This window comes from Bifidobacterium oedipodis, assembly GCF_012932425.1.
Lineage (GTDB): Bacteria > Actinomycetota > Actinomycetes > Actinomycetales > Bifidobacteriaceae > Bifidobacterium > Bifidobacterium oedipodis.
This window is the reverse complement of the sequence record NZ_JAAIII010000004.1, coordinates 106,562-128,154: the sequence shown is the minus strand read 5'-3', so window position 1 is coordinate 128,154 and position 21,593 is coordinate 106,562. Positions and strand designations below refer to the sequence as shown.

Here is a 21,593-nt window from a genome sequence, read left to right as displayed (position 1 = left end):
CGAACACCCATATGGCTGCTGTTTGACGGCTATACTGGGTGTGTTGATACGGAATGCCGCCGGGTTGCTCGGCGGAAGGGAGCCATAGCCATGGGCATCAAACTGGGCAAGGTCGCCAAGGCGGCCAAAAAATACGAACATATCCTTGTGATCATGCGCCATGCGAAGGCCGAACCGTTCGGTGGCGACAAGCCTGACCGTGAACGCGAACTCACCGACAAAGGCCTGAAGCAGGCAAAAATCGTGGGCAAAGGGCTGGAATCACTTAATTTGGTGCCGGAGCGTATCTCCTGCTCCACTGCGGTGCGCACACGTCAGACCTTGGATCGTATGCTCAAAATCTTCGGCGACGACCCCATCGTCGATTACCGCGTCAGCCTGTATGACGGCGGCGTCCAATCGGTATTCGACGAATTGTCTCACACCAAAAGCAAGGATCGCGTGTTCATGATTGTGGGGCACGAGCCCACTGTGTCGATCAGCGCCCAGTGGCTTGCCTCCGCTGATTCCGATGCAGAGCGCCTCGATCTGCTGAATTTGGGACTTTCTCCCGCATCGATTGTGATCCTCGGTTCCAACAAGCCGTTCGCCGAATGGCAGGTACACAGCGGCGACGTACTGGCCGTCATCAACGTCAAAGATTTCGACTGACTTTTGGCAGGCGATGCCCATGACTGGCCAGCAAGCGGATGCCGCATACCATAATCGACAGGTCTCGGCGTCTATCGGCATCGTCGACAATGACCCATGGGCGCTTAACGCTCTTGCCTCGTTCCTGACCCATGCCATGCCAGATATCAGGATACGGTGGGCGGCTCGTTGCCCTCAGCAGGCTTTGCAACTGTTCACCGCAAACAGTGTGGACGCGGTGATTGTGGACATGTCACTAGGAGATATCGATGGTGTGGCATTGACGAAGGAAATCCGACTCAGGGACAGTCATACGCCGATTATGGGGATAACGGCTTTCCCGCTTGAGGATTACGCAAAACCGCTCGCCCAAGCCGGAGCACAGGCACTGGTTGGCAAGGACGATCCGGGTGTGATGGCAGGTGTATTACGGCAGATGCTGAATAACGGTGTGGGGCAGACGGTTTGCGGAATACCGTTTGAATCAGCTCAACAGGCTTTTCGCCGCCTATCCCGTCGTCAACAGTCCACAGATACGCTAACGGCAAAGGAAAAACAACTAATCGAGTTGTGTGCGCAAGGCAAAACATCAGAGTGCATTGCGCGGGAATTGAATCTCTCTGCCGCAACGGTGAACAATCGGTTTGCGCGAATTTGCAGCAAAATGGGTGTCTCGAATCGCATGCAGATGGTGGCATCATATCTCACCGATGGGCGGGCCAAGCATTGAACTTGTCTGTGTCGCGGAACATTGGAAAGCAGCAAGCGGCAACGCCCAACGCGGAAGACTGGCATACGTCAGGGGCGATGAAGCTGTTGCCCGTCCTCATGCTCGGCATTGACATAGTGCGGGTGGTGTGCAATCAATCTGATGTGCTGATGAGGGGCTTGCCGGTTGCTATGTTCCTTGGCATCGGCTGCACATTACTGATGATTCATCGCACAGCTTTAGGCGGCTTGTTCAGTGTACTGGCATATTGGATATGCGCGTGGGGATACGGCATCGATGGGCAATACCTCGCTGGTGAAATGCTGTTGGGTTGGTTTGTGCTGTTTTGCCGTATGCCGTTATGGCTGGCCCTGTTGCTGTGGTCAATGAATGTTGCCATGGAATGCCTGTTCTCCATGGTGATGGGTTCCACGGTTATGTTGATGCTGCCGAATATCGCTTGTGTAACCATGGCCGCAAGCGCTGGCGTGATATGGCTTCTGGTGAGGGAACGAGCCGCGCGTGCGGCGCTTGAGCGGGAACTGTTGCAGACGAAAGAACGTGCGCTGCAGTTGCGCTGCAATATGATCATCGCTTCTCACATCCATGATGCCGTATCCAATGATTTGTCCTACATCATCACCATTGCAGACATGATGCAGATGAACAACGGTGAAGAGGCAGCCGGTGCATCCCTTGCCTCAATCAGTGAGCGGGCACATGCGGCGTTTGCGCAGACGCATACGATTATTCGAGCCCTGAATGGCAATAATGCTCCCCAATGCTCCGAGTCCCAGACGAATCTGACGCACAACGTAGGCATGGTGCTGAGGAATGTGGATAGGGAACTGCATGTACTGGGATTTACTGGCGCGATACATGTTTCGCTGCCTCAGACAATGACATTGAGCAGTCCTGTTGCTGAAGCGGAAACACTGTCGCTGTTGGCAGAATTAGGAGCGAATATCCGCAAGCATTGCAATCCGCTCAACGACGAATATTCGTTTCACATCGCCGCCGACGATACGATGCTGCGCATCGTGCAAGTGAACACGGTGTCGGCTCAGCAGCCTGACACCGATGCGTCGGATGCCAATGCAGCAGAACTGACCGGAGGACAGGGTTTGCATATGCATGAGCTGCTGATTACAGAGTTGGGCGGCGAGATGCAGTACCATGAGCAACAAGGCGTCTGGGTGGTTGCCATAACGATTCCTCGATAACGTGAATCAGCAAAACAATGGATTATTTTGTATCATTCGCGATTGTGCGGCTTGTCACCGACGTGCATCATGGTCAATACAACAGCCAAACGCAGGGAGGCGATGATGCAGCAAAAGTGTCGGCTTTCGTTCGGAATATGCTGCGGGGTGGCCGTGGCGGCACTTGCCATCAACATTGTGCTGTGGCTTGTTAAGCCGAGTGGCGATTACCTTTTGACGGGCATATGGAATATCGCCGAAGTGTTTCCATTCCTGACCGTGATTATCGTGCCGACGCTTCCTGCACTGACCATGCTGCGATTTGCCGAACATTATGCGGCGTGGTTCCGTGTTGGTATCGCCTGCTCCCTTATGATCGTGTTAGTGGGGTCGATGATTGGGCTGCTAAGGCGTCCTGATTGGCTGATGCTCCCCGATTTATACAGCAGACACGGTACCGTGCATCCACCCGTAAATTGTCTACTGGCATGGGGTGCTTTATGCGCTCTGATGGTGTCGCTGATATGCTTGCCCTGCATTGTGTTTGCCGATGGCGGCAAACGCTATAAATTCTCCTGATAACGACACCCAGCGAACACTTATGGGCGGCCTAGCCGCATCGTTTGATAGGCTTTTGGCGTCAAGACTGCTTATTCATGGAGGATTCATGTCCACATTCACGTCCGTGTCCGGGTTTCCCCGCATCGGTCAGAACCGCGAACTGAAGAAGATCATCGAGGGATATTGGAAGGGTGCCAACGACCTTGACGCCGTCAAGGCCACCGCCAAGGAGCTGCGCGCCAAGCACTGGAAGCTGCAGCAGGCCGCCGGCATCGATCTAATCCCGAGCAACGACTTCAGCTACTACGATCAGATGCTGGATACGGCGATCCTTCTGAATGTGATTCCCAAGCGCTACGAGCGTCTCGCTTTCGAGGCCCCGGAGGACACGCTGTTCGCGATGGCCCGCGGCTATCAGGGCGAGGCCGGCGACGTGACCGCCCTGCCGATGAAGAAGTGGTTCACCACCAACTACCACTATCTGGTGCCCGAGGTCGAACCCGGCGAGGAGATCAAGCTCAACTCCACCAAGCCGTTCGATGAGTACGCCGAAGCCAAGGCGCTTGGCATCGACACCAAGCCGGTGTTCATCGGCCCCTACACCTTCCTCAAGCTCGCCCGCACGCCCGAAGCCACTGAACTGGAGTTTGACAAGGGACTGGTCAACGCCGTCGCCGCCGTTTACGCCGAAGTGCTGGGCAAGTTCAACGAGCTCGGTGCCGCCTGGGTGCAGCTGGACGAACCCTACCTCGTGCTCGACAAGGAGCCGGGCGACGTGGAGCTCTTCAAGACGCTCTACACCAAGATCCTGCCCGCCAAGAAGAACGTCAAGGTGCTGCTCAACACCTACTTCGGCCACATCGCCGACGTATACGAAACCGTGAACCTGCTCGGCTTCGACGGCATCGGCCTCGACCTCAACGAAGGCCGCGAAGAGAATCTGGCCGCCGTGGAGCAGTACGGCGTTGCCGAACGCACCGTGCTGTTCGCCGGTGTGGTCAACGGCCGCAACATCTGGCGCAACAACTACGCCACCTCGCTGGGCCTTGTGGATGCGCTGAAGACCAAGACCGCCAACGTGGCTGTTTCCACCGCCTCCTCGCTGCTGCACGTGCCGTTCAGCACCGAAGGCGAAACCGGCATTCCCGCCGACGACCTCAAGCACTTCGCCTTCGCCGTCGAAAAGCTCGGCGAGCTCAAGGACATCGCCACCCTGGTCGATGCCAGCGAAGATGAGAAGAAGAACTCCGCCGCACTGGCCGCCAACCAGGCCCTGTTCGATGGCACCCGCGTGACCGCCGATCCGGCCGTGGCCGCACGCGTTGCCGGCCTGACCGACGCCGATTACGTGCGCCAGCCCGCCCGCGCCGAACGTCAGGCCGCCCAGCGTGAGGCTCTCGGCCTACCGCTGCTGCCCACCACCACAATCGGCTCCTTCCCCCAAACTCGCGAAATCCGCGCCGAGCGCGCGAAGCTGCGCAAGGGCGAAATCACCAAGGAAGCCTACGACGAGTTCATCAAGTCCCAGATCGACGCCTGCATCAAGCATCAGGAAGAGATCGGCCTTGACGTGCTGGTGCACGGCGAATTCGAGCGCAACGATATGGTTGAATACTTCGGCCAGAACCTCAACGGCTTCCTGTTCACCAAGAACGCCTGGGTGCAGTCCTACGGCACCCGCTGCGTCAAGCCTCCGATCGTGTGGGGCGATGTGTCACGCGCCAACCCGATTACCGTGGATTGGTCCGCATACGCGCAGTCGAAGACTGACCATGTGATGAAGGGCATGCTTACCGGCCCGGTCACCATCCTCAACTGGTCCTGGCCGCGCGAGGACGTCTCCCACGAGGAGCAGACCAAGCAGCTGGCTCTCGCCATCCGTGACGAAGTGCTCGATCTCGAAGCCGCCGGCATCAAGGTCATTCAGATTGATGAGGCCGCTCTGCGCGAAAAGCTGCCGCTGAGGAAGTCCGATTGGCACGTCAAGTACCTTGACTGGGCCATTCCGGCATTCCGTCTCGTGCACTCCGCAGTCAAGCCCACCACGCAGATCCATACGCACATGTGCTATTCGGAGTTCAACGACATCATCCGCGACATCGACGCGATGGATGCTGATGTGATCTCCTTCGAAGCCTCCCGTGGTGATCTGGTGGTGCTCGACGCCATTCACGAAGCCAACTTCGAAACCGAAGCCGGCCCGGGCGTCTACGACATCCACTCGCCGCGTATTCCGAGCGAGAAGGAAATCGAGGAGCGCATCTATGAAATCCTCGACAAGATGGACGTCAACAAGGTGTGGATCAACCCCGATTGTGGTCTGAAGACCCGCGGTGAGGCCGAAACCTGGCCGAGCCTGGAGCATATGGTCGCCGCCGCCAAGGCCGTGCGCGCCAAGCTCGCATAGCCCACACAACCTTCCGGCCCTCCGGTCATGCCAAGGCACCCAGCTGCGCCTCGGCATGACCGGTTGTCATTGTGATATTCCTACCGCCAGTCCCGCAACCCAAAACAAGATTATGACTGCTCCACTGTTCTCCCTTGAAGTGTTCCCGCCGAAGCGTAACGCGCCCGTCGGCACGATCTACGACACACTCGACGGTCTCGAAGGCCTTAAACCGGCATTCATTTCCGTGACCTACGGCACCGGCAAACTCAAGGACCGCACCGCCACCGCACGCATCGCCAACACGATTCGCGCCGAATACCATATCCCGGCCGTGGCGCATTTGACCGCGCAGTATCTGGACAAGGAAGCCGTTGACGAAGCGCTTGACATGTTCGCCGCCGCCAAGGTCGAAGGTGTGCTTGCATTGCGCGGTGACAAGGTCGAAGGTCAGGAGCCGGCTGGTGTGTTCGATCACGCCAGCGATCTGGTGAGCTATATCCGCGCTACACGCCCCGAATTCAAAGTGTATGGTGCTTGCTATCCGGAAGGTCACCCGCAGGCACCGAGCTTCCAAGCGGATATCGACAACCTTAAACGCAAGGTTGATGCCGGTGCCACCCATCTGATTTCCCAGCTGTTCTACGACAATGAGGATTTCTACCGCTTTCTCGACGCGGCGCGAGCCGCAGGCATCGACGTGCCGATTGAGGCAGGCATTATGCCGGTGACCAACGAGAAATCCGTGCGCCGCATGGCCGCCATGTGCTCCAGCCGCGTTCCCGAATCGCTTGAACGTATCCTCAACAAGTGGGGATACGACTCCTACGCGCTCACCGATGCGGGCATCAACTACGCCTCCGCGCAGATCAGCGAACTGTTGGCACACGGCGTAAACGGCATCCACCTGTATTCGATGAACAAGCCCGCCGTCACCCGCCGCATCTGGCGCAACGTCGAAGTGCTGTTCCGCAGCTGAATCCAGCTGATGGATGAAAGCGGCGTCGGCTCCGGTTCCTATGGTTGCCGACGCCGCTTTTGCGTTGCCGTCACAAGCGCTTGATGCCATATTATGCAACACATGCGGGCTGAGAGACTTGCAGCACGTACAATACCCACTATGGAATCGATGACGGCGTTCAAACCAAGCTCCATGGACCTCATTCGAGCCGGATTGCAGGATCTGGATCTTTCCCGCACCCTGTTCGACCAGCTGAAGGCGGACGGCATCCCCGATGATCGGTGCAGGCAGCTGTTGAATGTGCTGCGCCATGCCTGCGATCCGGATGTCGCTTTGCGCAACTTCGTGGACATCATCAACGCCGCACAATCCAGTCAGCGTGACCTCAATGCGCTTATTCCCAATGAAGAAGCCTTGACCAGACTGGTCACCGTGCTCGGCGTATCCGATGCATTGGGCAAGTTCATGCGTTTCAAGCCCGAACTGGTGGAGGCCGCCGCACTGGATCTGTGCAACAGCCACCTGTTCAACCACAACCAGCGTCGTGCCCATCTTCTTGAAGCCGTCGGTGCCGATCCGAATGATCTTGTCGCTCCGGTTGCCGGCAAGGATCTGTCGGAAACGGCGACGGCCCTGCGCCAGTCCTACCGCAAGCAATTGGCGGCCATCATCGCCCAGGATGCGGTGGCCGAAGACCCGGCCATCATCCAGCCGACCATCAGCCGGGAACTGTCGGATCTGGCGGATGCCGCCCTGGAAGGGGCATTGGCCATCGCCCGCAGCCAGGTCGAAGGCAGCGAACACGTGCGCTTCACGGTGATCGGCATGGGCAAACTCGGCGCACAGGAACTGAACTACGTCTCCGACGTGGATCTGATCTACGTAGTCGAACCGGCCGATCATGACATTGACCATCAAACACTGATTCGTGTGGGCACCAAAATGGGCACCATGCTGCAACGCGTCTGCCAGTCGGCCATTATGGGCGTGGCCGAACAGCCGTTATGGCAAATCGATGGGGGACTGCGCCCTGAAGGCAAAGACGGCCAATTGGTGCGCGTGCTCGACTCACACAAAACCTATTACGAAAACTGGGCGGAGAACTGGGAGTTCCAGGCATTGCTCAAAGCTCGCCCGGTAGCTGGCGACCCCGAACTCGGCCAAGCCTATATGGATATGACCCGCCCGTTCGTGTGGAGCGCCTCAAAACGCAAGAACTTCGTCTATGACTGCCAGAATATGCGCAAACGCGTCGAGGATCTGATTCCTGCACCGCTGAAAGACCGTGAAATTAAGCTGGGGCGCGGCGGCCTGCGCGATGTCGAATTCACCGTGCAGATGCTGCAACTCGTGCACGGACGCACCGATGAGAACCTGCGTTGCGCCAATACGCTCGATTCCCTCCAACGTCTTTCCGATGGCGGCTACGTTTCCCGCAAACAAGCCGTCAAACTTGCTCAGGACTATCGTTTTGAACGTGTGCTTGAACACCGTCAGCAGATCTGGTCGCTTAAGCGCACCCACCTGTTCCCCGATCTGGGTCGCGGTTCCGTCGGCGGGTTGGAGAAGAAGCGCGACATCGATCGCGACAGCCTGAACCAGAACGCTGAACTGCGTCGGCTCGCCCGCGCCTTCTGGATGCATCCTGAGGAACTCGTCAACAAGTATGACGAAACCCGTCGTGAAGTGCGCCACCTGCACCTCGACATCTACTATCGTCCGATGCTGCCGGTTAACGCCCAGCTTGAAGATGACCAGATTGGCCTGAGCGCAGCAGCCGCGCAGGAACGATTCGCCTCCATCGGTTTCGGCGACCCGGATGCCGCCATGCGTCACGTGCAGGCGCTGACCAGCGGCGTGAGCCGTGCGGCCAAAATCAACCGCATCATCCTGCCCGCCGTGCTACAATGGCTCGGCGACGGCCAGAACCCCGATATGGGCTTGCTCAACTGGCGCAAACTGGAAGAGAACTTCGGCACCAAGTCCGGCTACCTCGGCTTCCTGCGCGACTCCAGTTCCGCCGCCCAACGCTTGTGCCATATTCTGTCGAATTCACGGTTCCTCGGTGATGCGCTCAACAAGTCGGTCGAATCAATTAACTGGCTTGGCGACGACGCCAACCTCGGTATCCGCTCGCGTGAAGCGCTCGACGTGCAGACGCATTCCGCGCTGGAACGTTTCGGCGGCAACATCAACGAGTTCGCAACCTCCATGCGTGCCATGCGCCGTCATGAAATCGAACGCATCGGCTTGGGTTGGATGAGCGGCGTGCTCGCTGATGACGCCTGCCTCAACGGCATGACCGACGTGTACGACGCGATCATTGACGCCTCGCTGACCTGGGCCGTCAACCACCGCAAGGCCGAATTTGGCGTGGATGAAGCACCGGCGAGCATCGCCGTCATCGCCATGGGGCGCTATGGCGGGCGTGAAGTGAACTTCAGCTCCGACGCCGACGCGATTCTGATCTACCGGCCGGCGGACGGCGCGGACGACGCGCAGGCCAACACCTTCGCCAAAAAGGTCGTGGAGGATCTGCGTGCCATTTTGCAGGGGCCGACCACACTGGAGCCGAAAATCGAACTCGATTTGGACCTTCGCCCCGAAGGCAAGAACGGGCCGATCGTGCGCTCCTACGCCTCCTGCGAGGAATACTACGAATCCTGGGCCTCTACGTGGGAGCATCAGGCGTTGCTGCGCGCCCGCTACGCCGCCGGCGATCCGGTGCTTGGCCGTGACTTCCTGATCAACATCGCCGACCCGCTGCGCTACCCGGTTGCGGCACTTACTGAAGCGCAGCTGGCCGATATCCGCAAGCTCAAGGCGCGTATGGAAGCCGAACGTCTGCCGCGCGGCGTGCGTCGCGACCGCCACCTCAAACTCGGCAAGGGCGGTCTGTCGGATGTGGAATGGACCGTGCAACTGCTGCAATTGCAACATGCCGGCGACATCAGGGACCTGCGCGTGGGTGGCACCTTGCAGGCACTGGATGCGCTGGAGGCCAAGAAACTTATCAGCCCGCTTGACGCGATTCAACTGCGCAAGGCATGGACCATGTGCACAGCCGCGCGCAATGGCTCCTACCTGTGGAGCGGACGCGCGAACCAGGCCGACATTCTGCCCGACGACATGTATTCGCTGGGAGGCATCGCCGTCTACCTCGGTTATGGCGCGCACCGCGGCCAGCATTTCGAGAACGATCTGCTTGCCGTCATGCGCAAATGCCGCGACGTGTGCGAACGACTGTTCTATGGTCTGGCCGAAGAGGAGGAGCAGCATAGCCCGCGCATGCACGTTATCGCGCCGCGACTGGTGGAGAACAAGCGTCGTGGTGCCGCCACTCACGGCGAACGATAGAAGATGGATCCGGCCGGTCGCGTGATTCGACGCGTTTTTTGATGCGTGTCGATGCAACCCGACGCGACTGGCCAGCACATGAACACACGGTGAATGCGAGTGTCTGTTTCGTAGCCTATATTTGATTAGGTCACAACAAGGGTGGCCACCTGAACCTACGGATGCGAAAGGTGAGCCTTGTCCGAAGTAACAGCAACCTCTATGGTCGGCAAAAGCGTAGTAACGCTTGACGACCTCACCACTGATCAGATTCTCGACCTGCTGCACAAGGCCGAGTACATTGATTCCCATCGCAAGCAGGTCGCGCATACCTGCGAAGGCCGCGTGCTTGCCACGTTGTTCTATGAGCCTTCCACCCGCACGCGTCTGAGCTTCGAAACCGCCATGTTGCGACTTGGCGGCAAGGTCATCGGCTTCGCGGGCGCTCAGCTCGCTTCCGTGACCAAGGGCGAATCCATTGCCGATACGCTGAAAACCGTGTCCAACTACGTGGATGTGGTCGCCATCCGTCACCCCAAGGAAGGTGCTGCGCTCGTCGCCTCACGTGCCGCTTCGGTGCCGGTGATCAACGCAGGCGATGGCGGACATATGCACCCCACGCAGACCCTGGCCGATCTGGCCACTCTGCAATCACGCTTCGGCCGCATCACCAACTTGACCGTCGGTTTGTGCGGCGATCTGACCTTCGGCCGCACCGTCCACTCGCTGATCGAAACCCTCTGCCGTTTCGGCAACGTGCGTTTCGTGCTCATCAGCCCTGACGAGCTGAAAACCCCGCAGTATGTGATTGATCGCATCAACGCCACACCGTCCTGCTCCTACGTGGAAGTGCGCGACCTGGCCTCCGTGATCGGCGACCTCGACGTGCTGTACATGACCCGTGTGCAGAAGGAACGCTTCTTCAACGAGGACGACTACCTGCGTCTGCGCGACACCTACATCCTCGACGAGGCCAAGATGGCGCTTGCCAAGCCCGACATGGCCGTGCTCCACCCGCTACCGCGTGTTAACGAAATCGCCGTCGAAGTCGACGACGACCCGCGCGCCGCCTATTTCGAACAGGTCAAGAACGGCATGCTCATGCGCATGGCTCTTGAAAGCTCGGTGGTCGGCGATGAACTGCCCGGATACGAACCACTCGAAGGCAAGGAGGTTAAGGCCTGATGGAAGTCACCAGCGTCCAAAATGGCATCATCATCGACCATGTGCCGGCCGGTACCGCACTCAAGGTGCTTGAATACCTCAATATTGACCCGGCAACGACCAAACTGGCGTTGATTATGAACGCCGATTCGAAGCGTTACGGCTCTAAGGACATCATCAAAATCGAAGACGATAAAGACATCGACCTCGATGTGCTCGGCTTTGTGGCACGCCAGGCCACCGTGGACGTGGTTCGCGGCGGGCAGATTGTCGAAAAGAAGCAGCCGAACCTGCCCGAACATATCGTCGGCGTGATTCGCTGCGTCAACCCGCGCTGCGTAACCACCACCGAACCCGGCATCAAGCAGATGTTCCACCTCATGCACACCGACCGTCACGAATATCGCTGTGACTACTGCGACGAAGAGGCACGGTTCTAATATGATCACCCTGCGCAACATCAAGGTGTGGAACACCGGCGAGATCATCGACCTGCGACTGGCCAGCACCGCCAGTGCCTTCTTCCACGAGGGTGCCGCGCCCGCTGAGGATGCCGATATCGATGCCAGCGGCCTGACCTTGGCCCCCGGCTTCGCCGATCCGCATGTCCACTATCGTGATCCTGGCCAGACCTACAAGGAATCCATGGTCTCCGGGTGCCGCGCCGCAGCCTCCGGTGGCTACACGAACGTGCTGGTCATGCCGAATACCCTGCCGGCTATGGACGGCGAAACTATCGTCGATCCTGAAGCGCTCGGTGCCAAAGAAGTGCTTGACGCCGGCTATGACAACGTCATCGACTATCTGCAGCATTACGAAGCAGCGCACGATGTGCAGCTGCCCGTGCGCTACGACCTGTGTGTCTGTGCCTCCAAGGGGCGTGCCGGCCACGAGGCTACCGAACTGGATCATTGGCGTCGCTATCTGCCTGATGCAGAGGAATCGAAGGACGACTATCAACGCGCCCACCCGGTTACGGCGATTTCCGACGACGGTTTGGCCGTCACCCCCGAGATCCTCGATCAGGTATTCGCCAACGTCAAGGACTCCGGCCTGTACCTCATCGAGCACTGCGAGCATCATGACACCGGTGCCGTCAACGAAGGCCCTGTTTCTCGCGAACTCGGCGTGCCCGGCATTCCCGAAGACACCGAACTGAACATCGTGGCCCGCGATATCGCCAAAGCTCGCGAACTCGGCGTCCACGTGCATTTCCAGCATGTGAGCACGGCTATCAGCTTCGATGCGATTCGCAAGGCCAAAGCCGAAGGCCTGCCAATCACCTGCGAAACCGCGCCACATTATCTGGCGCTTTGCGATGAGGCGCTGCTCAAGTATGGCACGCTCGCCAAAATGAACCCGCCTTTAAGAAGCGAGGCCGACCGTCAAGCCACGGTTCGGGCCATCGCTGACGGCACCGTGGATATGATCGCCACCGACCATGCGCCGCACACGCTGGAGGAGAAGGCACTGGGCTTCCTCGAATCGCCCAATGGCATCATCGGTTTGGAATGCGCCTACGGCGTATGCCACAAGGTGCTGGTCGACGGCGGCCATATTAGCGACGAGCGACTGATCGAACTCATGAGCGTCAAACCGAACGAGCTGATGGGGCATGAATCCTGCGACATCGCCACTCTGGTGGAGAACTTCGCCGAACCGGCGCCCACCGGCCCGGGCACGCGTAAGGGAGTGAACCGTCTACTCGACCTGAATCGTGTGGAATCGCCCGAGGATGTGGATCTGGTGGTGCTCGGCACCGACCAGGCATGGACGGTTAATCCGGAACAGTTCCATTCCAAGGCTCGCAACACCCCGTTCGGCGGATGGAACGTCACCGGCCGCCCCTTGGCCACGATCATCGGCTCGCAGCTGATGTTCAGCAGGCTCTAACCCAAACCAGTCAATCAGCCCTCTGAAGATGAGGAAACTATGGACCGATTAATCGAAGCAATCGAACAAACCCAGAATCCAAGCGTTGTCGGACTCGACCCCACCGAGGCGTTAGTGCCGCCGCAGGTGGTCGCCTCCTTCGCCGACGAGGTACGCGATTCAGTGGAAAGTGACGAGGAAGCACCCGCTGCCCAGCTCGCCGTGGCCTACTTCGAATTCAACCGCGCGATCATCGATGCAGTGGCCGACATCGTGCCTGCGGTCAAACCGCAGATCGCCATGTACGAGGCACTTGGGCCGGCTGGTATTGATGTGTACACCATGACCTGCGAGTATGCGGCCGAACAGGGGCTGTACGTGCTAGGCGATGTCAAGCGCGGGGACATCGGTTCCACCGCTGCCGCCTATGCACACCACTTGAGCGGCATGAACGGTTGGAATCCATGGCATGAGGATGCGGTAACCGTCAACCCATATCTGGGCTGCGATGGCATCACCCCATTCGTTGAAGCGGCAAACGCCGCCGACAAGGATATCTTCGTGCTGGTGCGCACCTCCAATCCCTCGTCCAGCGAACTGCAGATGCTCGATCTGGCTGACGGCACGAAGGTATACGAACATGTCGCCGATCTGGTGGAAACCTGGGGAAGCGGCAGCATCGGAACCCACGGCTACTCGCGTGTGGGCGCAGTGGTTGGTGCCACCCATCCTGAGGAAGGCCGGGCATTGCGCGCGCGCATGCCACACACCTTCTTCCTCGTGCCCGGATACGGCGCACAAGGCGGCACCGCCGCCGACGTAGCGGGCATGTTCGATGACAACGGCTCCGGCGCAATCGTCAACTCCTCGCGCGGCATTATCGGCGCATGGAAGAAATCCCCTCAGTACAGCCCCGACATGAGCGCCGACGATGCCTTGGCCCTGGTGGCCGATTGCGCGCGCCAGGCCGCGTCGGATATGCGCGATAACCTGCGCATAGCCGTCTACCGATGAGAGAACACAACCAAATGACAGACACATTTACCCCCACCCATGACGTGGTGACTGAAGCGCAAGCCGCGGGATACTTCCCGCCGCGTCACAGTGTTGAAGTCACTGCCATCAGCGAACTGACCGACGGCGTAGTGCGCCTGACCTTCCGTGACCCCTTCATCGCGGCTCACGCCAAGCCCGCGCAATTCGTCAACCTGTTTACCCGTGACGATCTGATGCTTATGCCCCGTCCCTTCGGCGTCAGCGAGGTCGAAGGTGACGAAGTCTCCGTGATCTTCGCCGTCATCGGCCACGGCACCGAGGATCTTGCCCGTCTGGAAGTCGGCGACCATGTGGATGTGCTCGGCCCCTTGGGCCGCGGCTTCAACCTCAAGCAGGATGCCAACTATATCCTGGTTGGCGGTGGCCTTGGCGTGCCCCCGCTGATCTATGCGGCACAAATTCTCACCGCGGTTGACAACTCCTTCGCCACCGCCGTGTTTGGCTACCGTAACGAGCATTTCGCGGAGGATTATGTCTCCCGCTATGCCGACTGGTCATGGAGCATCGACGAATCCGAAGGCAACGTCATCGACCTGCTTAACAGGCTTGAGCAAGAGGACGATCTGCAGGCCTTTGACCGCAAGCCGGTCATATTGTCGTGCGGTCCGCTGCCCATGATGAAGGCGGTTGCCGAATGGGCGGCAAAACGTTCCATCCCGTGCCAGTTGAGCATGGAACAGCGCATGGGATGTGGTTACGGCACCTGCGTGCTGTGCACCGTTGACACCGTGGACGGCCGTCTTAAGGTCTGCTCGGACGGTCCGGTATTCACACGCGAGCAACTCGGATGGGGGGAGTAGCAATGGCCACTACCGCAGGTCGTCCGCAGGACAACCACATCAACATCTACGAGGATCACGAGTGGACGCACCCCACCCAAGTGGCGGGCAAGATCTGGAAGAACCCAGTGGGTACCGCTTCCGGAACTTTCCAATACGCCGCTGTGCGCTGGTTCTATGATGTCAGTCAACTGGGTGCCGTAAGCACCAAGGGCTGTTCGCCGGTGCCGTGGGAAGGCAATGAAGGCCCGCGCACTGCCGAAGGCCCGGCCTCCAACCTCAATGCCGTCGGTCTGCAGAACCCTGGCGTCGATCACTATCTCGAACATGACCTGCCCGCGCTGAAAGAAGCCGGTGCCTTCGTCATTGCGAATGTGGCCGGCCACAGTGATGACGATTATGCCGAAGTGGTAGCCAAGCTCGCCGATTCGGACGCCGATATGCTGGAAATCAACGTGAGCTGCCCGAACGTCAGCCATGGTGGCATGTCCGTAGGCACCGATCCGGTGGCTTTGGCCAAACTGATGGATCGGTTGCGGCCGATGACCGACAAGCCGATGATCGTCAAGCTCACGCCGAATGTCACCGATATCACCGTGCCGGCACGTGCGGCCGTCGACCATGGCGCGGACGCGTTGTCGATGATCAACACACTGCTGGGCATGCGCCTGAACATCCGCACCGGTGAACCGATTATCGCTCATACCACAGGCGGCGTCTCCGGACCTGCTGTGCTGCCGATCGGCTTGGCAGCGGTTTACCGCACGCGCACCGTGCTGCCTGATATTCCGATTATCGGCATTGGCGGCATCGATTCGGGCGAGAAGGCACTGGAATACCTGTACGCCGGTGCCAATGCCGTTGAAGTGGGTGCCGCCGCGCTGTTCGACCCTGTGGCACCGCTGCGCATCGCCCGCGAACTGGACGTTTTGCTCGACGAACGCCCCGAATTGGCTGATAGACTGGCCGCAGGACGCACCTGGCGTTAACGGCTCAAGTTTGTTCCAACCTTGCCTGGCTTGTGTTGGCTTGGCTGGAACGGCAATGATACGAAAGGACATCAATGGCAGAATCACTCGCCCATCGTTTTACCGAATTCCTGCTTGAATCCGAAGCGCTGAAATTCGGCGATTTCACGCTGAAGTCCGGTCGTCAAAGCCCGTACTTCATCAATGCCGGCGCGTTCAATGACGGCCGCAAGATCGCCCGACTCGGTGCCTTCTACGCTGAAAAGATCAGCCAGGCCATCGTGCACGACACGATTCCGCACGATATCGACACTGTGTTCGGCCCGGCCTACAAAGGCATTCCGCTGGCCGTGTCAACCGCCATCGCGTTGACGGGCGGTCACAACATGACCGTCGGCTACACCTTCGACCGCAAGGAGAAGAAAGATCACGGCGACGGCGGCTGGATGGTCGGCACCCCATTAACCGATGGCATGAAGGTGCTGCTGGTTGATGACGTGATGACCGCCGGCACCGCGGTGCGCGAGGTCATCCCCAAGCTCAAGGCCGAAGCCAATGTTGAAGTCGTCGGACTGGTGCTCTCCGTGGATCGCATGGAAAAAACGAAGGATTCCGACCTTTCTGCGGTGAAGGCCGTGGAACAGGAGTTCGGCTTCCCGGTGCTGGCTATTGCCAACGTGCGCGAGATCTTCGACGCCGCCGCCAAGATGAAGAAGGCTGACGGCACCCCGCTGCTCAGCCGCGAACTGCTTGATCGCGCCGACGCCTATCTGGCCGAATACGGTGCGTAATCGTTAATCCTCAAGCCAAAACAAACAATTGCGCGCCTTCACGGCAAACCCTTCATACGAGGAATCTGCCGTGGAGGCGCGCAGTCATATGTACGCTCTGCGATTGCCGCGACTAGGCTGCCGCGATTAGGCCAGTCGGTCGAGATTAATCGCGAGGTCAGTCGATGAGGTTGTATCCATGGTCGGCAACCACTGAACGCAGTTTCTCCAAATAATTTTCCGCCGCCTTGGACAGCTTGGCCCGCTCGTTGGTAATCCAGCCCACCAGCATCGTCTCGTCGGTGTCAAGCGGCACGGTGACGATTTTCTCGTTGTTGAGGTCGCCGTTGTCGATGCCGGTGCACACGGTGTAGCCGTTAAGACCGATAATGAAGTTCAAAATCGTGGCACGATCGGTCACATTGATCTGCTTGGGAGAGTAGTCGGGCCAGACCGCCTCTTCGTAGAAGTAGAACGATCCCTCCTCACCCTGCTCGTATTGGATGAACGGGTAGGGCTTCAGATCCTCCATCGTCACGACCTTCTTCATCGCCAACGGGTTCGTGCGTGAGATGAAGACATGCAGGGGAGCGCGGAACAGCGGATGGAACTCCAAATGCTTGCCGCGCAGCAGCTTGCCAATCACATCCTTGTTGAAATCGGACAGATAGATGATGCCGATTTCGGACTGCATATTGGCGACCTGATTGATAATGTCACGCGTGCGGGTCTCACGAATCGTGAACTCATATTCGTCGGACTTGATGGAATTGATCATCTCCACGAACGCCTCGACGGCGAACATGTAATGCTGCGTGGAAACCTGGCACAACTGCTTGCGCGGCTTGGCATGTTTGTAACGCTCCTCCAACAAGGCGGCCTGATCAAGCACCTGACGGGCGTAGGTGAGGAATTCCGCGCCATCCACGGTCAGGGCGATGCCCTGCGATGAGCGAGTGAAGATTTCGATGCCCAGCTCATTCTCCAATTCCTTGACGGAAGAGCTCAGAGCCGGCTGAGAGACGTAGAGCTCGTGGGATGCTTCGTTCATCGAACCACATTCCACGATTTTGACGATATATTTGAGCTGGAGCAGTGTCATAAGCATTGATTATAACCAGTGCTCTATCCGGTGCAATGGTTTATAGCTGTAGTCTTTCATATACTGGCACCGGGCACCACGCAGGTGCGAAGAGCGTCCAGAGCCGAGTGATAGGGTAAGCCAAGTTCATGGGACAAGGGAATTCTGGGACAAGGGAGGAATAGCTCAAGGTGGACACCGTCAAAATACTGATGCGCCATATTGGCGAATTCAAAAAAGACGCCATCATCACGCCGTTGGTGATGATCGGCGAAGTGGTGTGCGAAATGATCGTGCCATTGCTGATGGCCACCCTGATCGATGACGGCGTCGAACAGGGGGATATGGGCGTGATCGTACGCACCTCGCTGATTATGCTTGTGGTGGTGCTGTGCGGCCTTGCCGTCGGCTGCTTGGGATCCGTATTCGGTTCGAAGGCCGCGGCCGGCTTCGCCCGCAATCTGCGACAGGATCAGTACGATAACATTCAGACGTTTTCGTTCTCGAACATCGACCGTTTCTCCACGCCGAGTCTGGTGACCCGTTTGACCACAGATGTGATGAACATCCAGAACGCCTTCATGATGATCCTGCGTATGGTGCCGCGCGCCTTCAGCTCACTGATTGTGGCGATGTGCATGGCATTCGTGGTATCCGGACGCATGGCCATGATCTATCTGGGAGCCGTGATCTTCCTCGGAATCGTGCTGGCGGTGCTGATGAACATCGCCGCGAAATACTTCCGCAAGGCCTTCCCCGAATACGATGTGCTCAACGAAAACACCGAGGAGAACATCACCGCCATCCGCGCGGTGAAGGCCTTCGACCGCGAGAATATGCAGATCGGCCTGTTCAAGGAAATCTCCAGGCGCATCTATGAGATCTTCCTCAAAGCCGAACTTACGCTTGCCGCCGTCAATCCGGTGATCCAGTTCACCGTATGGGCATCGCTGCTGCTGATCAGCTGGGTGGGCGCACATCTGATTGTCAGCGATCAGCTCACCGCCGGTGATCTCACCTCACTGCTTATGTACTGCATGAATATTCTGATGAGCCTGGTGATGCTGTCGATGACCATCGTCATGATCACCATGTCTTCCGCATCAGCCCGACGCATCGCCGAGGTGCTCACCGAGCAATGTGATATGGCGCAGCCCGAGAATCCGGTGCGGGAAGTGACCGACGGCGCAATCGACTTCAATGACGTGGACTTCTCCTACCCGCAGGTCAAGGTATCCGAGCATGATCCCACCGCGGCCAAACGTGCATTGCAGGCCAGTGCGGCACGAGGCCGGCGCGAACGTGTGCTCGATGACATCGACGTGCATATTCCTGCCGGATCGGTGGTTGGTGTGATCGGTGGCACCGGATCGGCCAAAACCACACTGGTCAACCTGATTCCGCGACTGTATGACGTGACCGGCGGCTCGGTGATGGTCGGCGGTGTGGATGTGCGCGACTACGACATTGACGTACTGCGTGACAAGGTGTCGGTTGTATTGCAGAACAATGTGCTGTTCTCCGGCACCATCGCCTCCAACCTGCGCTGGGGTAACCCGGACGCCACTCTCGACGATATGAAGCGAGTCTGCCGCATCGCCTGCGCGGATGAATTCATCGAATCCCTGCCCGACGGCTATGATGCGGTTGTTGAACAGGGCGGACAGAACTTCTCCGGCGGCCAGAAGCAGCGTCTGTGCATCGCACGCGCACTGCTTAAGAACCCCAAGGTACTGATCCTCGACGATTCCACTTCGGCCGTGGATACTGGCACCGATGCTCGCATCCGTCGTGCGTTGCGCGACCAGATGCCTGATGCGACCAAGATCATCATCGCGCAGCGCGTCTCTTCGGTGCAGGACGCCGACATGATCATCGTGATGGACAACGGCCGCGTGCACGGCATCGGCACCCACGCCGAATTGGTCGGTGCCGACGAAATCTACTCGAATATCGTGCAATTGCAAACCTCCGGCGGTGGTGATTTTGACGAGAACGCGATGCCCCCTGCCAGCGCCGGGGCTTCTGACGCAACCGCAGCCGATAACCATGGAAAGGAGACGCACTGATGCCAGGACCACGCGGTAACGCGGGCCGCAATGCGGCCGCAGCCAAGGACTACATGAAAATGGGCCATCCGGGCGCGACTTTCGGACGGCTGATGAAAGATCTTTTCGCCCAATACGGTGTGCAATACGCGCTGATCATGGTGTGCATCATCGTGACGGTGCTTGCCAATGTGCGCGGCAACCTGTTCATCCAACGCCTGATCGACGACTACATCATGCCGCTGGTCAATGCCAAAGACAAGGATTTCGGGCCGTTGCTAGCCGCCATGGCTGCGCTGGCCGCGCTTTATGGCCTCGGCGTGCTGGCCGCTGCGGTGCAATCCGTGCTCATGGCCTTCGTGACGCAGGGCTTCATGATGCGGTTGCGCAATCGTATGTTCACGCATATGGAAAGCCTGCCGCTCGGCTACTTCGACACGAACACGCGCGGCGACGTGATGAGCCTGTATACCAACGATATCGACACGTTGCGCCAGATGGTCTCGCAGTCAATCCCACAGATCATCACCTCGGTATTGCAAATCGTCATGGTGCTGGTGTCGATGATCTACCTGTCCGTGCCCCTGACCGTCGTGATGCTGGTGATTGCCGCGATCATGGTGGTACTGACCAAGGTGCTTACCGGCAAATCCGGCGCGCACTTCTCCAAGCAACAGTATTCGGTGGGCGAACTCAACGGCTATGTCGAAGAGATGATGAGCGGACAGAAGGTCGTTAAGGTATTCACGCACGAGGAAGCCGCCAAACGCGACTTCCGGGCGGTGAACGGCACCTTGTTCAATGCCTCCACCAAGGCCAATACCTTTGCGGGTTTCTTGGGGCCGATCAACAACCAGCTTGGCTACATCGGCTATGTGGTGTGCGCCCTGCTCGGCGGCGCGCTGGCCATGACCGGCGCGACCGGCCTGACCCTAGGCGCGCTGGTGAGCTTCCTGACATTCGTCAAGTCCTTCACCATGCCGATCTCCCAGGTCTCTCAGCAGCTGAATTCCATCGTCATGGCCCTGGCGGGTGCGGAGCGCGTGCATAAACTGCTCGATCGCACGCCCGAATCGGACGAAGGCAAGGTGCGTCTCGTCAACGTGACCCGTGATCCCGTCTCCGGTGCACTGACGGAAACCGATTCGCGCACGCAGGACTGGGGTTGGAAGGTACCCGCCGGCACCACGGTCAACGCGAAGGCTGCGGGATTGCTAGTGGCCCGCGAACGCGGCGAACAGCTGGATGGCGTTTCGTTCCATGAGGATGGATCCGCCACGATAACCAGCGAACGCATCATCGCCATGCGCGGCGACATTCGCCTGGATGATGTGGACTTCTCCTATGTGCCCGGCAAGCAGATTCTGCACGATATGTCGATGTTCGCCAAGCCTGGACAGAAAATCGCGCTGGTCGGCTCCACCGGTGCCGGCAAAACCACCATCACCAATCTGATCACGCGATTCTATGACATTGATTCGGGTGTTATCACCTACGACGGCATCAACATTCGCGACATGCGCAAGGGTGATTTGCGTCGATCGCTGGGCATGGTGCTGCAGGATACGCACCTGTTCTCCGGTTCGATTATGGACAACATTCGCTTCGGACGATTGGATGCCACCGATGAGCAGGTGCGGGAGGCCGCACGATTGGCGAACGCCGATTCCTTCATCGAAAAGCTGCCGGATGGCTATGATACGCAGCTGTCCGGTGATGGTGGTGCCCTGAGCCAAGGCCAAAGGCAGCTGCTGGCGATCGCCCGCGCGGCCGTGGCCGACCCGCCTGCGCTGATTCTCGACGAGGCCACCTCGTCGATTGATACGCGTACCGAAGCGTTGGTGCAGCGTGGCATGGACGAGCTGATGCGCAATCGCACCACATTCGTGATCGCGCACAGGTTGTCCACGATTCGCAACGCGGACTGCATTATGGTGATCGAGGCCGGGCGCATCATTGAGCGCGGCACGCATGACGAACTCATCGCTCAGCAGGGACGGTATTACACGCTGTATACCGGTCTGAGCAAGTAACGTCGGCGTCTTGATATGCTTGGGGCCGCTTGTCTGA

General features: G+C 58.7%; 17 protein-coding genes. 16 read left to right on the top strand and 1 reads right to left on the bottom strand.

Features of this window, described 5'->3' with window-relative positions; translation table 11 throughout:
* Window positions 1-90: 90 nt before the first annotated feature.
* The 14 genes from G1C95_RS07460 to pyrE all read left to right on the top strand — a co-directional run bounded on the left by G1C95_RS07460 (window position 91) and on the right by pyrE (window position 16,415).
* Window positions 91-651, top strand: a complete 561-nt coding sequence (locus tag G1C95_RS07460; protein ID WP_169172335.1) for a SixA phosphatase family protein — start codon at window positions 91-93, stop codon at window positions 649-651.
* 19 nt (window positions 652-670) lie between these two features.
* Complete coding sequence (locus G1C95_RS07455) at window positions 671-1,360, top strand: response regulator transcription factor (RefSeq protein WP_169172334.1); 690 nt, start codon at window positions 671-673, stop codon at window positions 1,358-1,360.
* A 77-nt stretch (window positions 1,361-1,437) separates the two neighbouring features.
* The gene (locus G1C95_RS07450) at window positions 1,438-2,562 is read left to right on the top strand and encodes a hypothetical protein (RefSeq protein WP_169172333.1); all 1,125 of its coding nucleotides are present in this window, start codon (window positions 1,438-1,440) and stop codon (window positions 2,560-2,562) included.
* A 102-nt stretch (window positions 2,563-2,664) separates the two neighbouring features.
* Window positions 2,665-3,120 carry a hypothetical protein gene (locus tag G1C95_RS07445; RefSeq protein ID WP_205832754.1) on the top strand — a complete coding sequence of 152 codons (456 nt, stop codon included), beginning with the start codon at window positions 2,665-2,667 and terminating at the stop codon, window positions 3,118-3,120.
* A gap of 88 nt (window positions 3,121-3,208) precedes the next feature.
* Window positions 3,209-5,509, top strand: a complete 2,301-nt coding sequence (gene metE / locus G1C95_RS07440; protein WP_169172331.1) for a 5-methyltetrahydropteroyltriglutamate--homocysteine S-methyltransferase — start codon at window positions 3,209-3,211, stop codon at window positions 5,507-5,509.
* A gap of 112 nt (window positions 5,510-5,621) precedes the next feature.
* On the top strand, window positions 5,622-6,467 hold the full coding sequence (gene metF / locus G1C95_RS07435) for a methylenetetrahydrofolate reductase [NAD(P)H] (RefSeq protein ID WP_169172330.1): 846 nt from the start codon (window positions 5,622-5,624) through the stop codon (window positions 6,465-6,467).
* A 141-nt stretch (window positions 6,468-6,608) separates the two neighbouring features.
* Window positions 6,609-9,806, top strand: coding sequence for a bifunctional [glutamine synthetase] adenylyltransferase/[glutamine synthetase]-adenylyl-L-tyrosine phosphorylase (locus tag G1C95_RS07430; protein WP_169172329.1), 3,198 nt, complete (start codon window positions 6,609-6,611; stop codon window positions 9,804-9,806).
* A gap of 201 nt (window positions 9,807-10,007) precedes the next feature.
* Window positions 10,008-10,970, top strand: a complete 963-nt coding sequence (gene pyrB / locus G1C95_RS07425) for an aspartate carbamoyltransferase (protein WP_169172496.1) — start codon at window positions 10,008-10,010, stop codon at window positions 10,968-10,970.
* Window positions 10,970-11,389, top strand: a complete 420-nt coding sequence (locus tag G1C95_RS07420) for an aspartate carbamoyltransferase regulatory subunit (protein WP_169172328.1) — start codon at window positions 10,970-10,972, stop codon at window positions 11,387-11,389. The genes pyrB and G1C95_RS07420 overlap by 1 nt, the downstream gene beginning before the upstream one ends.
* A gap of 1 nt (window position 11,390) precedes the next feature.
* Window positions 11,391-12,842: a dihydroorotase gene (locus tag G1C95_RS07415; protein WP_169172327.1), complete on the top strand. Its 1,452-nt coding sequence runs from the start codon at window positions 11,391-11,393 to the stop codon at window positions 12,840-12,842.
* Window positions 12,843-12,881: 39 nt separating this feature from the next.
* On the top strand, window positions 12,882-13,835 hold the full coding sequence (gene pyrF, locus G1C95_RS07410; protein WP_169172326.1) for an orotidine-5'-phosphate decarboxylase: 954 nt from the start codon (window positions 12,882-12,884) through the stop codon (window positions 13,833-13,835).
* Window positions 13,832-14,677 carry a dihydroorotate dehydrogenase electron transfer subunit gene (locus tag G1C95_RS07405; RefSeq protein WP_417852265.1) on the top strand — a complete coding sequence of 282 codons (846 nt, stop codon included), beginning with the start codon at window positions 13,832-13,834 and terminating at the stop codon, window positions 14,675-14,677. The genes pyrF and G1C95_RS07405 overlap by 4 nt, the downstream gene beginning before the upstream one ends.
* Window positions 14,678-14,679: 2 nt before the next feature.
* Entirely contained in the window at window positions 14,680-15,645 is a 966-nt protein-coding gene (locus G1C95_RS07400; protein ID WP_240947484.1) for a dihydroorotate dehydrogenase, read from the top strand.
* 74 nt (window positions 15,646-15,719) lie between these two features.
* Window positions 15,720-16,415, top strand: coding sequence for an orotate phosphoribosyltransferase (pyrE, locus tag G1C95_RS07395; protein ID WP_169172323.1), 696 nt, complete (start codon window positions 15,720-15,722; stop codon window positions 16,413-16,415).
* 157 nt (window positions 16,416-16,572) lie between these two features.
* Here pyrE and G1C95_RS07390 read toward each other — a convergent pair whose 3' ends face one another.
* On the bottom strand, window positions 16,573-17,496 hold the full coding sequence (locus tag G1C95_RS07390) for a LysR family transcriptional regulator (RefSeq protein ID WP_169172322.1): 924 nt from the start codon (window positions 17,494-17,496) through the stop codon (window positions 16,573-16,575).
* Window positions 17,497-17,666: 170 nt separating this feature from the next.
* Here G1C95_RS07390 and G1C95_RS07385 point away from each other — a divergent pair, with 170 nt between their 5' ends.
* Window positions 17,667-19,544, top strand: coding sequence for an ABC transporter ATP-binding protein (locus tag G1C95_RS07385; RefSeq protein ID WP_335341417.1), 1,878 nt, complete (start codon window positions 17,667-17,669; stop codon window positions 19,542-19,544).
* Window positions 19,544-21,556: an ABC transporter ATP-binding protein gene (locus tag G1C95_RS07380; protein WP_240947483.1), complete on the top strand. Its 2,013-nt coding sequence runs from the start codon at window positions 19,544-19,546 to the stop codon at window positions 21,554-21,556. The genes G1C95_RS07385 and G1C95_RS07380 overlap by 1 nt, the downstream gene beginning before the upstream one ends.
* The last annotated feature ends 37 nt before the right edge of the window (window positions 21,557-21,593 follow it).

Bases quoted from the DNA above. Each gene is read 5' to 3' on its own strand.
- pyrE (WP_169172323.1), top strand. From the start codon at position 15,720: ATGGCAGAATCACTCGCCCATCGTTTTACCGAATTCCTGCTTGAATCC.
- G1C95_RS07420 (WP_169172328.1), top strand. From the start codon at position 10,970: ATGGAAGTCACCAGCGTCCAAAATGGCATCATCATCGACCATGTGCCG.
- G1C95_RS07390 (WP_169172322.1), bottom strand. From the start codon at position 17,496: ATGACACTGCTCCAGCTCAAATATATCGTCAAAATCGTGGAATGTGGT.
- G1C95_RS07415 (WP_169172327.1), top strand. From the start codon at position 11,391: ATGATCACCCTGCGCAACATCAAGGTGTGGAACACCGGCGAGATCATC.
- G1C95_RS07405 (WP_417852265.1), top strand. From the start codon at position 13,832: ATGAGAGAACACAACCAAATGACAGACACATTTACCCCCACCCATGAC.
- G1C95_RS07445 (WP_205832754.1), top strand. From the start codon at position 2,665: ATGATGCAGCAAAAGTGTCGGCTTTCGTTCGGAATATGCTGCGGGGTG.
- G1C95_RS07430 (WP_169172329.1), top strand. From the start codon at position 6,609: ATGGAATCGATGACGGCGTTCAAACCAAGCTCCATGGACCTCATTCGA.
- G1C95_RS07455 (WP_169172334.1), top strand. From the start codon at position 671: ATGACTGGCCAGCAAGCGGATGCCGCATACCATAATCGACAGGTCTCG.
- metF (WP_169172330.1), top strand. From the start codon at position 5,622: ATGACTGCTCCACTGTTCTCCCTTGAAGTGTTCCCGCCGAAGCGTAAC.
- G1C95_RS07400 (WP_240947484.1), top strand. From the start codon at position 14,680: ATGGCCACTACCGCAGGTCGTCCGCAGGACAACCACATCAACATCTAC.
- metE (WP_169172331.1), top strand. From the start codon at position 3,209: ATGTCCACATTCACGTCCGTGTCCGGGTTTCCCCGCATCGGTCAGAAC.
- G1C95_RS07450 (WP_169172333.1), top strand. From the start codon at position 1,438: ATGAAGCTGTTGCCCGTCCTCATGCTCGGCATTGACATAGTGCGGGTG.
- pyrF (WP_169172326.1), top strand. From the start codon at position 12,882: ATGGACCGATTAATCGAAGCAATCGAACAAACCCAGAATCCAAGCGTT.
- G1C95_RS07380 (WP_240947483.1), top strand. From the start codon at position 19,544: ATGCCAGGACCACGCGGTAACGCGGGCCGCAATGCGGCCGCAGCCAAG.
- pyrB (WP_169172496.1), top strand. From the start codon at position 10,008: ATGGTCGGCAAAAGCGTAGTAACGCTTGACGACCTCACCACTGATCAG.
- G1C95_RS07460 (WP_169172335.1), top strand. From the start codon at position 91: ATGGGCATCAAACTGGGCAAGGTCGCCAAGGCGGCCAAAAAATACGAA.